Source organism: Streptomyces sp. NPDC055632 (assembly GCF_053618675.1).
The window spans coordinates 1-12484 of sequence record NZ_JBSHHY010000042.1 but is presented as its reverse complement, the minus strand read 5'-3'; the positions used below and the strand labels follow the sequence as shown (position 1 = coordinate 12484).

Below are 12484 nucleotides of genomic sequence, written 5' to 3'. Positions count from 1 at the left end.
GGCGCACCGGCGCCGACCTGTGGTTCCGGCGTCCGCCGCAGTTATGCCCGTGGCAACCGGCAGAACTGGGCCGACTGCCGGAGCACTTGCCCTTCCGCTCCTTCAACTTCCCGCAACAAAAGGGAAGGCGGCACGGGCCGCTCGGCAGCTCAGGAAGCCCCGGCCTCGGGCCCGGCCTCCGCCCCCGCCCCCGCCCCCGCATCGACGTCAGGCTCCGCCCCTCTCCCGCACCGGGTGAGTTCACGGGCGCGGGAGAGGTGCTCGCAGGCGAGGTGCTCGGCGCCGTTCTGCTGGTGCGCGGCGCCGATGCGGCGCAGCGCGAGGACCTGTCCCTCGGTCCAGTCGGCCTGCCGCGCGAGCTCCAGCGCGCTGCCGAACAGCTCCAGGGCCTGCGCGTCGTTCGCCAGGGCCCGGTGGCACTCGGCGCGCCGGAGCTGGGCGGCGGCCTGGGCGCGCGGCTCGCCGTCGGCGACGGCGGCGAACAGGCTGGCGGTCGCGACCTTGAGGCAGTCGCCGGTGTACATGCCCGTCGAGAGGTAGGGGTGCAGGCTCTCGGCGAGGCGCCAGGCGACGGCGGTGAAGCCGGACCCGGACGCCTGGAGGACGGCTCCGGCCAGGTTCTCCCGCTCCCCGTCCAGCCACTCCGCGGCCTCGCCGTGGTCCGAGAAGACCAGTGCGGCCGAGGGGGCGGGGGGCGTCCCGGCGGCCGGGTCCGTCTCCGCCGGGTGGAGCAGCCGGGCCGCCGCGTCGGCGTGGTAGAGGTACCAGTCGAAGAGCCGCTGCCGGGCGGCGTGCGCCTCGTCGCGGCCGGCCAGCTCGCGGGCGTAGGAGCGCAGCAGGTCGTGGAGTCCGAACCGGCCGGCCGCCCGTTCCCGTACCAGATGGGCGTCGGTCAGGACCGCGAGGAGCCCGGCCGCCTCGGCCGAGGTCGAGTCCGCGAGGGCCGCGGCGCCGTCCACGGTGAGGTCGGGGCCGGGCATCAGGCCGAGCAGCCGGAACATCCGCCGGGCCGCGGCCGGGAGCGCGCGGTACGAGAGGTCGAAGGCGGCCCGCACCGTCGAGCGCCGGTCCCCCTCCACGCGCAGCCGGCTGAGCATGTCGTCGCCGGGTGACTCGGCGGAGTAGTCGGCGATGCGGGCGTCGCGGGCGAGCAGGTTGGCCCCGGCGATCCGGAGGGCGAGCGGCAGGCCGCCGCAGACCCGCACGAGCCGGCGGGCCGCCTCCTCCTCGGCCGCGACCCGGCTCTCGCCGATGGTGGCGGCGAGCAGCCGGCGGCCCTCGTCCGGGTCGAGGACGTCCAGGACGAGCTGGCGGGCGCCGTCGCTGGCGACGAGGCCGGCGAGCCGGCTGCGGCTGGTGATCACCACGGCGCAGCCGCGGGCGCCGGGGATGAGCGGTCTGACCTGTTCGGCGTCGCGGGCGTTGTCGAGGACGATCAGCGTCTGCCGGTCGGCGAGCAGCGTGCGGTACAGCGCGGCGGCCTCGTCCTCGTCGGCGGGCAGGTGGTCGGGCGGGGCGCCCAGGGCGCGGAGGAACTGCGCCAGGACGTCGGCGGGGCGCAGCGTCGGGAGCGGGGAGTGGCCGCGCAGGTCGACGAAGAGCTGCCCGTCCTCGAAGTGGGCGCGCCGGGCGTGCGCCCAGTGCTTGGCGAGGGCGGTCTTGCCGACCCCGGGCGCGCCGACCACCGCCACGACGTGCGCGCGGGCCGCCGGGTCGGGCGAGACGAGGGCGTCCAGCTCCCGCATCTGCCGCCGCCGCCCGACGTAGGAGCCGGCCATGGCGGGGAGCTGGGCGGGGAACGGCCCGGCGGAGGCGGCGCGTTCGGGCGGTGCGGGGCGGTCGGGGCGCCGTGCGGGAGGAAACTGCTGGCGCAGGACCCGCAGATGGGCGTCGCGGACCTCGGCGCTGGGCGCGATGCCGAGTTCCTCGTCGAGGCGGTCGCGCAGCCGGTTGAAGACGTTGAGGGCGGCGGCCTGTTCGCCGGAGCTGGCGAGGGCGAGGATGAGCCGGGCGTGCAGTCCCTCGTGCAGCGGCTCGGTGTTGACCATGTCCCACAGCACCGGGACGGCCTCCTCGGACCGGCGCAGCAGCAGTGCCGTGTCGGCGTGCAGGAGCGCCGCCTTGACCCGCCGCTCGTTGACCACGACGGCGGCGGGGTGCTGGCGCAGCACGGGGTCGGCGTCCGCGAGCACCGGTCCGCGCCACCACCGCAGGGCCCGCGTCAGGGACTCGTACGCGGAGACCGGGTCGGGGGCGCGGTGCAGCCGCTCGGCCTGGTCGAGGAGTTCGTCGAAGTGGCCGAGGTCGATCTGGTTGCGGGGCGCTTCGAGGAGGTAGCCGGTGGGCGTCCGGACGACGGTGGGCGGCGGCCCGTTCCGTACCCCGCCCTGCTCCAGGAGCCGCCGCACCTGACTGACGTACGTGTGCACGAGACTCTGATGGGAGCTGGGCGGCCCGGACGGCCAGAGGACGTCGGTGATCTCCTGCTGGGTGGAGGGCTCGGGGTGCTTGAGCGCGAGCAGTCCGAGCAGGCGGCGCAGCATCGGGCTGGTGACGGGGACGGGGGTGCGGCCGCGCTGGAGGGAGAGCGGGCCGAGGATGAGCAGCCGGGGCCGGCCGGCACCGCGCGGCGACGGCCCGGCGCGGTCGGCGGCAAGGAGCTCCCCCAGCTCGCCGCTGCTGAGCCCCAGCGCCTCGGCGAGCCGCTGGAGGGTCCGCGACTGGGGCCGCTGGACCCGCCCGCGCTCGATGTCGCGCAACGCCCTGGTGCTGATCCCGGCCCGCGCGGCGGCCGTCTCCTGACTCAGCCCGGCCCGCCTGCGGAACGTCCGGAGCCGTAATCCGAACGGCCCCCGCTCACCTCCCGGCCCCTCCTGGGGGACCCCCGTGGCCGGCGCCCTCCCTGACATGGCATCCCCCTCACCCGATGACCGCGAACCGTCGATCATGACCGGCGGCGGCCGTGCGGGCCGCGCGCGGCCGACTCTGCAGAGGCTTCGTCAATGATCAGTTTGGACTAGACCAATGCCCCGGGCAAGGGCACACCTCTTCCACGCGCGCGTGCGCGTGCGCGTGCGCGCGTGGAGCGCGGCGCCGAGAGAACCCCTCGACCGCCGACGGACGACGACGGCAAGGGGCGGAAACAGAAAAAGCCGGGTCAGAAATCATCTGACCCGGCTTCTTTCTGAGCCGCCTTCGGGATTCGAACCCGAGACCTACGCATTGCGAGGGCCTGCAAGATCATCCCGGCTGGTGCCGGACGATGCCGAAGAATCCCGTTTTACCAGGTCAGAGCCGCCCGAACTTGATCACTGCGACGCTAGGTCCACCCTGGTGCCACCCAGTCCGCTCACACAGCGCTCACGTAAACCGGGTCACCCTCAGAAGGAGGTCAGATCGCGCTGAGGTCGACCTCCACCGCAAAGGGTGCCGCGACCTTGATGACACCGGTGAACACGTCTCCGTCCCGATAGGCCCCGGTAGCAGGGTCGAGGACGTAGGTGTACACGAGAGGGACACCGGTCGCCGCCTGCTCAACCCTCCAGTAGAAGGCGATACCGGACTTGGCGTACTGGTCCGTCTTCACGATCCGGTCGGTGGTTTCCGAGCCCGGTGAGACGACCTCCACGACCAGCAGCACGTGCTCAGGACGGGTAGGCGTGATGTCGATCGTGTCCGCGCGGTACACAACGACATCCGGGCGCCGATTCGTGAGCGGGACATCCTGGAGACGGACATCGAAGTCGGTGTCGGCGTTCCAGTCAGGCCCCGCAGCCTCCTCCAAGGAATTCGCCAGGATCCGAGCGAGCCGGTTGTGGCGCTTGGACGCACTGGGGCTCACGACAACCATCCCGTCCACGATCTCGATCCCCGCACACTGCTCCTCGGTCCAGGAGTCGTACTGCTCCGCCGTGATCTGCTCGTGCATCCACGCAGGGGCTGCCATCTCGGCAGTCATGACGCACCTCCCGGACACCATGCGGGCGGGTCCGATCCCGCTGAGCTCAGCGTACTGTCTCAGCTCCCCCGGCACGTTGGACGCCAGGACAGCCGGTATGCGCTTCGGCCATCCAACAGGAGACAGCGCAGAAGGTGGCCGTCGCTCCGCCGGGGGAGAAAGGGAGACGGCGGCCGATCTCCTCCGATTCCGATTACTGAGCGGCACGGTGGCGCTACGATCGATCTCCCTGGGGGGTCAGGTTTCCGCACGCGTCCCATGCCGTGCTGTCGGGCCCCCGTCGCGAAGAGGAGCCGGGTCGCCGAGATGCCGTACACCGCCGAAATCAGCCGCACCAATCCTGGCTGCTTCATCTTCCTCGTGGACCAGTCCGCATCCATGAGTGATCCCATCGGCAGCGGCGAGATGGTCCAGCAGCGGGCCCAGGTCGTATCGGATGCCATCAACCGATTGCTGACCGAGTTGTCGGTCAAGTGCGCAAAGGAAGAGGGTGTCCGCGACTACTTCCACGTCGCGGTGATCGGCTACGGCCACACTCAGGTCGGCTCCGCCTTCACCGGCGCGCTCGCCGGGCGTGACCTCGCGCCACTGAGCGAGATTGCGAATAACCCCGCCCGACTGGAGAGCCGTACGAAGAAGGTGCCGGACGGTGCTGGTGGCCTCGTGGAGACGACCGTGCAGTTCCCCGTGTGGATGGACCCGGTCACCAACGGCGGCACCCCGATGACTCGCGCCCTCGGCTACGCCGACTCCCTTGTCGCCCGGTGGGTCGATGAGCACCCGGGCGGTTTCCCTCCCATCGTCCTCAACTTGACCGACGGTGAGTCCACTGACGGCGATCCCACCAGCGCGGCCATCGGACTCGCCTCGCACGCCACCGCCGACGGGTCGGCGCTCCTCTTCAACCTGCACGTGTCAGGAGCGAGCAGCACGCCTGTCACGTTCCCGGACAGCGAAGGCGACCTCCCCGACACCTACTCCCGGCTGCTCTTCCACATGTCGAGCGTGCTGCCCACTCACATGCGTTCTTACGCCGCTTCGCAAGGCCACCGGGTCAGCGAAGCCACACGCGGCTTCGTCTACAACGCCGACATCACCTCCATCGTCGAGTTCCTCGACATCGGTACGCGTGCCACGGAACTTCGCTGAACAGCATGGGCGCTTCCTCAATGCCTATCGACGTCCAGCGCTTCCTCGTTCCCAAGACGGGCAGCTCCCCGGATGAGTGCGAGGACGCCATTGATGTCTCACTGTCACCCGACGCGAGTTCGCTCTTCGCCGCCATGTCCGACGGGGCATCAGAGAGTCTGCTCGCCGGAGCATGGGCCAGGCAGCTGGCACATGGCGCCGTCACGTCGATGGCGGCTGCCGATGAAGAACCAGGGGGCCAGGAGGACTGCCTGCTCGGGGCCTTCGTCGAGGACCTCTTGGCCCGCACCGTCGACCAGTGGGACGGCTACATCTCGGATTATCAGGCGGAGCGGGCGGCACGCGGCCGGCCGATCACCTGGTACGAACAGCCAGGCTTGGACAAAGGGGCCTTCGCCACGCTGATAGCCGTCCACATGCGGGCAGCACCGGCCGTCCCGGAAACCTCCGGAGCTGTGCGCTGCTGGGTCTGGAGAGCTTTCGCTCTCGGCGACAGTTGTCTCTTCCATCTCCGCGATGACCGGCTGCTCGCCTCTTTTCCCATCACGGACAGCCATGGCTTCGGGATCACCCCTCAGCTGCTCGGCAGCCGTAACCGGGACGCTGGACTGATCGCTGACCGGGTGTCGACCGCAACCGGTGAGCTGCACGCGGGTGACGAGCTGCTGCTGGCAACCGATGCGCTGGCCGCATGGCTGCTGTCGCACCCTGAAATCGATTCGGGCGGAGCAGGAAAACAGCTTGGAAACCTTGCCGACCTGGACCACGAGCTCTTCACCGAGTGGGTCCGGAGCGAGCGCGACAAGTCCCGGATGCGCAACGACGATGTAGCCCTCATTCGCATGCGGGTGAAGACGGAGGGGTAATGGCGGTCTCCCGCGCTGGCAAACCTGTCGCCGGACGTAGATTCCCGACCGGCGCGAACTACGTGGAAGCCCTCCAGAACCCCACGCTCTGTTTCGAGGACCCGGACCTCAAGAGCGGGTCTGTTCAGCAAAGCCCTGTGCTAGGGCCGAAGGCGATCTCCGGAAACTTCGCAAGCGTCTTCTCCATCACCGCACCCGGCGGGCAGCGGTATGCACTGAAGTGCTTCACTCGCGACAGCAGCACTCTGGAAGCGCGCTACCAGGCCATCAGCAAGCAGCTCTCCGGTCTCAAGCACGCCAAGCTGTCCCAACCGTGGCCCGTCAGCCTCGAGTATCTGCCACGTGGCGTCCTCGTCGCCGGTCAGTGGTATCCAACCCTGAAGATGGCTTGGGTAGAGGGCACCAACCTGATCACATGGATCGACCGAAACATCCGAAACACGGCGGCCATCCTCGGTATCGCCGAGCGGTTCGCGGCACTGACCGCCGACCTGGAGCAGCTCGGTATCGCTCACGGAGATCTCCAGCACGGCAATCTTCTGGTCGCGGCTGACGGCACACTCCGCCTCGTCGACTACGACGGAATGTATGTACCCGCGTTCAAGGGCCAGGGAGCAACGGAGAGCGGTCACCGAAACTACCAGTCCCCAAAACGCACAAGCTCGGACTTCGGCCCCGCGATGGACCGTTTTTCGTCCTGGGTCATCTACCTCGCCCTGGTCGCGATCGCCACTGACCCCAGCATCTGGGACCAGTTGCACGAAGACGAAGGAGAGTTCCTGATTCTGAAAGAGGACGATTTTCAGGAACCACAGTCCTCCATGGCCTGGAGTCTGCTGCTGACCCATCCAGACCCAGCCCTTCAGGCGCTGGCCGCACAGACGCACGGTCTGCTCGCTGCGGCCGCCCACGCGGTCCCCTCGCTGTCCGCAGCCGTGGCAGCGGTCCCTGCTTCGGTCCCGGTCCAACGTCCGGCCCCCGCCACAGCTACGGCAGGTGGAACCCCCGCCTGGCTCGCGGGCCACATGCCACCGCCTCAGAACGCCTCTGTGGGAAGCCGTGGGAGCTCGGGCTCAGCCACCGCTACAGGCTTTGCTCGCCGGCGCCCCGCAGACGTTCTCTTCGGGATCTTCGCCCTGGCCGGGTCCGCCGCGCCGGCTGCACTGACCGCGCTGAGCGTGCTGCCGAGCGGCTACACGGCCGTCGCACAACTGGGAACTCTGCTCGCATCTGGTGGCGTCCTCCAGGTCGCCGGGAGCTCGCACCCCGAGGCCCAGGCATCCAGGGCCCGGCTGCGGGCACTGCAGCAACAGGTGGAATCCTTGACGGCCCCTGTGGCGGAGGGGCAGAAGATGCGCCAGGAGATCGAAGCCCTGGACCTGGCCGGCGCGAGCCGGGACGTACAGATCAACCAGCAGATCAAAGATCTCCAAGCCGAGCTACGTGACGCTCAGTCTCGGATCACCATCACCCTCAACCAGAGAACCAACAACCTGAGGGCCACGCTGAGCGGACTGGCATCCAAGGAACAGAAGCAACTGGATGCGGCGCTGACCTCAGCGATCACGGCACACGTCCAGGACAGGCTTCGCCGGGCTTCCATCCAGGAGGTCAAAAAGCTCTCGAACATCAGCAGCGGGACGGTCACGGCTCTGACCGCCGCCGGCATCCATACGGCCGCCGACTTCACGAGGGTCCGGTATGTACAGACCGGCCGGTACAGCAACCGCGACGCGTACCTCATCCGGCCTAGCGGCCAGCAGGTCAAAGTTCCGGGCGTCGGTGAGGTACGGGCGCGCGCACTGGAAAGCTGGCGGGCGTCACTGGAGCAACGGGCCCGCCAGTCGGCTCCCACCAGGGTGAGCGCCAAGGACCGAACCATGATCCGCCAGCAGTTCGCTGCCGAGAAGAAGCGCCACGAAGCGGAGATCGCTCAGGCCGAGAGTGCCTCCCGCCGGGAGCGCGAGCAGCTCCAGCAACGCATCACCGTCCGCCAGCAGCGAATCAACGAAGAGAGGCAACAGCATCAGACGGCCACGCAACGTCAGCGTGCAGTACTGCTCCAGCGCCAGGCCCAACTCGCCGACGCCGCCACGACGCACGGCCTGATGGTCGCCCAGCTTGTCACCGCGCGCACGGAACACCGCCGCGCCTTCGGCCTGCGCCGCTACCTTCGCTTCCTCGCGGCGGGCCATTGACCGGCCACACGCCGCAAGCTGGATCCCGTACCCAACGACTGGCAGCCCTTCGCTCACGCATACTCGCGCACGGATCGCCCATCGCATACTTCGGAATGTCACGGGAAAACAAAAAGGCCAGGTCAGACAGTGTCTGACCTGGCCTTCCTCTGAGCCGCCTTCGGGATTCGAACCCGAGACCTACGCATTACGAGTGCGTTGCTCTGGCCAACTGAGCTAAGGCGGCAAGCCGTGCGGTCCCATGGTGGGTGCGGCGGCGTCGCCAAGTCTACACAGTTTCCCGGGGTGCTCCGACCACCCCCGGAGAGGGCCTATGAGCAGCGCTTTCCGTCCGCCGGAGGGGTGCCTTCGAGGAGGTAGGTGTTGATCGCCGTGTCGACGCAGTCGCTGCCCCGGCCGTAGGCGGTGTGGCCGTCGCCCTCGTAGGTCAGGAGGGTGCCGGAGGAGAGCTGGCCGGCGAGGGACTCGGCCCACTTGTACGGGGTGGCCGGATCGCGGGTGGTGCCGACGACCAGGATCGGGGCGGCGCCCTCGGCCGTGATGCGGTGGGGGCGGCCGGCGGCCGGGGACGGCCAGTAGGTGCAGTTGAGGGCCGCCCAGGCGAGGCCCGCCCCGAAGACCGGGGAGGCCTTCTCGAAGGACGGGACGGCCTTCGCCGCGTCGGCGGGGCCGCGGTAGGCGGCCGGCAGGTCGAGGCAGTTCACGGCGGCGTTGGCGGCCATCAGGTTGGCGTACTCCCCGTCCGGCTCGCGCTCGTAGTAGCTGTCCGCGAGTGCCAGCAGGCCCGCCCCCTGGCCGCCCTTCGCCTGGGTGAGGGCCTCGCGGAGCTGGGGCCAGGCGCCCTCGTCGTACATCGCCGCGATCACGCCCGTGGTGGCGAGGGACTCGCCGAGCTTCCGGCTCTCCCCCGTCGGCAGCGGCTCGGCGTCCACCGCGCGGAAGAACTTCTTCAGCGCCTCGCCGGCCGCCGGAACGGAGCCGGTGCCCAGCGGGCAGTCCGCCTTGGCGACGCAGTCGGCGGCGAAGGCGCGGAAGGCCGTCTCGAACCCGGCGGTCTGGTCGCGGTTGAGGTCGAGCGCGGGGAGCGAGGGGTCCATCGCCCCGTCGAGGACGAGCCGCCCTACCCGGCCGGGGAACAGCTCGGCGTAGGTGGCGCCGAGGAACGTGCCGTACGACGCCCCCACGTAGTTCAGCCTCTCGTCGCCGAGGACCGCCCGCAGCACGTCCATGTCGCGGGCCGTCTCGACGGTGGAGACGTGCGGCAGGACCTTCCCCGAGCGCTGCGCGCAGCCGTCCGCGAACTCCTTGAAGGCGGCGCCGAGCGCGTCGGTCTCGGCCGCGTCGTCGGGCGTCTGGTCGACCTGGGTGTACGCGTCCATCCCCGGGCCCGTCAGGCACTCGACCGGCTCGCTGCGGGCGACCCCGCGTGGATCGACGGCCACCATGTCGTAGCGGGCGCGGACGGGAGCCGGGTAGCCGATGCCCGCGTACCCCTGGAGGTAGCCGACGGCGGAGCCGCCGGGTCCGCCGGGGTTGACCAGGAGCGAACCGATCCGCTTCCCCGGGCCCGTGGCCCGCACCCGGGAGACCGCCAGCTCGATCTCCCCGGCCTCCGGCTTCGCGTAGTCGAGCGGGACCTTCAGGGTCGCGCACTGGAAGCCCTCCACCCCGCAGTCCCGCCACTTCGGCTTCTGCGCGTAGAACTTCTTCAGCGCCTCGGGCTCGGCGGAGGGCGCCGACTGGCCCTGGGCCGTCGTACGGGGCGCGGCGGCGTCGCTCCCGCCCGAGCAGCCGGAGAGGATGAGGCCGGCCGCGGCGAGGGCCGTGGCGGACGTACGGAGCAGGCGCCTGGAGTCCATCCCCGGAGCGTATCCGGACCGGTACGGAACGTGTCCAATCGTGACGGGTCGTGTACGGGACGCTTCCGGCGACGTCGTGACGGGTCGTGTACGGGACGCTTCCGGCGACGTCGTGACCGGTCCTGCCGCGAGGTCCTCGGACCGGCCCGCTACCGCAGCGCCATCGTCATCGCCTCCACCGCAAGGAGCGGCGCCACGTTCCGGTCGAGGGCCTCGCGGCAGGCGAGGACGGCCTCGATGCGGCGGAGGGTCAGCTCCGGGGTGGTGGCACGGGCGACGGTCTCCAGGGCGTCCCGCACGTCCTCGTTCGTCAGGGGCGCGCGGGAGCGGAGCTGGAGGGCGAGGACGTCCCGGTAGAAGCCGGTCAGGTCGGTGAGGGCGAGGCCCAGGCTGTCGAGCTGGGTCCGGCGGCCGCGCCGCTTCTGCTTCTCCTCCAGCTCCTTCATCATCCCGGCCGTGCCGCGCGGCATCCGCCCGCCCTGCACGGCCCCGAGCGCCGCCTTCAGCTCCTCGGTCTCCTTGGTGTCGATCTCCTCCGCGACCTGCTTCGCGTCCTCGGCGGCCGCGTCGACCAGCTCCTGGGCGGCCTTGAAGCAGCCGCCGATGTCCGCGACCCGCGCCGGCAGCTTGAGGACGACGGCGCGGCGCGCGCGGGCCCGCTCGTCGGTGGCGAGCCGGCGGGCCCGGTCGACGTGCCCCTGACCGGCCCGGGCGGCGGCCAGGGCGATCCCGGGCTCGATGCCGTCGCGCCGCACGAGCACGTCGGCCACGGCCTCGACCGGAGGGGTCCGCAGGTTCAGGTGGCGGCAGCGGGAGCGGATCGTGGGCAGCACGTCGTCCAGGGAGGGGGCGCAGAGCAGCCAGACGGTGCGGGGGGCGGGCTCCTCCACGGCCTTCAGGACCGCGTTGCCCGAGCGCTCGTTGAGCCGCTCGGCGTCGGTGACCAGGATGACCTGCCAGCGGCCGTTGGCCGGTGCGGTGAAGGACTTGCGGACGGTGTCGCGCATGTCGCCGACGAGGATCTGCGTACCGACGGCGGAGACCGTCGTGAGGTCGGCATGGGTGCCGATCATCGTCGTGTGGCAGCCGGTGCAGAAGCCGCAGCCCGGTGTCCCGCCGAGGGCGCGGTCGGGGCTCACGCACTGGAGGGCGGCCGCGAAGGCCCGCGCGGCGTCGACCCGGCCGGCCCCCGGCGGGCCGGTGAAGAGCCAGGCGTGGGTCATCTTCGAGGCCCCGGGGACGGGCCCGCCGGTCTCGTGGGCGGTCACGAACGCGTCGGCGTCGCGCGCGGCGGCCGTGAGCTGCTCCTCGACCTGGCTCTGTCCGACCAGGTCGTCCCATACGGCCATGTCTGCCCCTCCTCAGGTACGCCCTCCATTGTGGGGCAGTCCTCTGACAGCCCCCGTCCACCGCAGGGCGGTCCTGTGAACAGCCCCCGTCCACCGGGCGGGGACACGGAGGCGCGGAACGGCGTCCGGCCGGGAACCCGAAGGCCCCGGCCGGAAGGAGGACCCGGAGGCGTCAGCGGCGGCGCCGGGGCTCCTCGTCCTCGTCCTCGTGCGGGCCGAACAGCTCGTCCGCCAGCGTCGGCAGGTCGTCGAGCGGGGTCTCCTCGGCCCAGTCGGAGCGGCGGCGCGGCCGGCCGTTCTCGTCGAGCTGGGGCAGCTCCCTGGTGCGGTCGTTCGCCCCGTGCGGCTCGTCCTGACGCGCACCACCGGCACCACCAGCACCACCGGCACCACCAGCACCACCGGAACCGGAACCGGCACCCGCACCCGCCGCGCGCTCGTCGCGGAAGAAGTCCTTCGGCAGCCGGTCGGCGGCGGCGGAGCCGGAGGACGCCCGGGGGTCCCGGGACTCACCGGAAGCACGGCTCTCACGAGGAGCCCGGGACTCACGGGAAGCACGACTCTCACGGGGCGCACGGGACTCACGGCTCTCACGGGGATCGCGGGACTCCCGAGGATCCCGTACGGAAGGCAGTACGGCCGTCTCGTCGACGTCCCGGTCCTCGCGGACCTGCGGCAGCACGGCCGTCTCCGCCTCCGGCCGGGACTCCGCGTCGAGGCGGACGATCGGCGTGGCCACGGTGACCTCGTCGGGCGAGACGCTCGGGGCGTCCTGCTCCGAGGGGCGCGGCCCGTCCGGCTTCACGACCGGCGTCGGCACGGTGACCTCGTTCGCCGACACCTCGGCGGCGCGGGCGGCGCGCTCGGCGGCGGCACGGGCGGCGGCCTCGGCCTTCTTCCGCTCCGCCCGCTCCGACGCCTCCGCGGCCTTCGCGCGGGCCTCCCGCTCGGCGGCCGCCTCGGCCTCGGCCGCCGCCCGCTCCGCCGCGGCCTTCTCGCGGACCGCCTGCTCACGGGCGGCCCGCTCCCGGGCCTCCTTCGCCTCGGCCGCCCGCTGGGCCGCCGCCTGCTCCGCCGCGGCGCGTTCGGCGGCGGCGCGCTCGGC

At 71.2% G+C, this 12484-nt stretch carries 7 protein-coding genes, 1 tRNA gene and 1 pseudogene; 3 read left to right on the top strand and 6 right to left on the bottom strand.

The window, feature by feature from the left end:
- Positions 1-149: 149 nt before the first annotated feature.
- Both ACWGSR_RS32995 and ACWGSR_RS32990 read right to left on the bottom strand, forming a co-directional pair.
- Complete coding sequence (locus ACWGSR_RS32995) at positions 150-2909, bottom strand: BTAD domain-containing putative transcriptional regulator (RefSeq protein ID WP_453572245.1); 2760 nt, start codon at positions 2907-2909, stop codon at positions 150-152.
- A 482-nt stretch (positions 2910-3391) separates the two neighbouring features.
- Positions 3392-3958 carry a Uma2 family endonuclease gene (locus tag ACWGSR_RS32990; protein ID WP_453572242.1) on the bottom strand — a complete coding sequence of 189 codons (567 nt, stop codon included), beginning with the start codon at positions 3956-3958 and terminating at the stop codon, positions 3392-3394.
- Positions 3959-4264: 306 nt separating this feature from the next.
- On the opposite strand from ACWGSR_RS32990, the gene ACWGSR_RS32985 reads away from it, so the two are divergent.
- From ACWGSR_RS32985 to ACWGSR_RS32975, 3 genes are read left to right on the top strand one after another with little or no spacing between them, the layout of a single operon-like run.
- Entirely contained in the window at positions 4265-5107 is an 843-nt protein-coding gene (locus ACWGSR_RS32985) for a vWA domain-containing protein (RefSeq protein ID WP_453572239.1), read from the top strand.
- Between the two features lie 20 nt (positions 5108-5127).
- Positions 5128-5973: a hypothetical protein gene (locus ACWGSR_RS32980; protein ID WP_453572236.1), complete on the top strand. Its 846-nt coding sequence runs from the start codon at positions 5128-5130 to the stop codon at positions 5971-5973.
- Positions 5973-8171, top strand: a complete 2199-nt coding sequence (locus tag ACWGSR_RS32975) for a hypothetical protein (protein ID WP_453572233.1) — start codon at positions 5973-5975, stop codon at positions 8169-8171. Before ACWGSR_RS32980 ends, ACWGSR_RS32975 begins: the two co-directional genes overlap by 1 nt.
- Positions 8172-8323: 152 nt before the next feature.
- Here the strand turns inward: ACWGSR_RS32975 and ACWGSR_RS32970 are convergent.
- The 4 genes and pseudogenes from ACWGSR_RS32970 to ACWGSR_RS32955 all read right to left on the bottom strand — a co-directional run.
- A tRNA-Thr gene (locus ACWGSR_RS32970) sits at positions 8324-8397 on the bottom strand.
- Positions 8398-8482: 85 nt separating this feature from the next.
- Positions 8483-10030, bottom strand: coding sequence for an alpha/beta hydrolase (locus ACWGSR_RS32965; RefSeq protein WP_376233590.1), 1548 nt, complete (start codon positions 10028-10030; stop codon positions 8483-8485).
- A gap of 149 nt (positions 10031-10179) precedes the next feature.
- Entirely contained in the window at positions 10180-11379 is a 1200-nt protein-coding gene (locus ACWGSR_RS32960; RefSeq protein WP_453572230.1) for a DNA polymerase III subunit delta', read from the bottom strand.
- A 172-nt stretch (positions 11380-11551) separates the two neighbouring features.
- Positions 11552-12484: pseudogene (locus tag ACWGSR_RS32955) on the bottom strand (dTMP kinase); the annotation flags it as partial.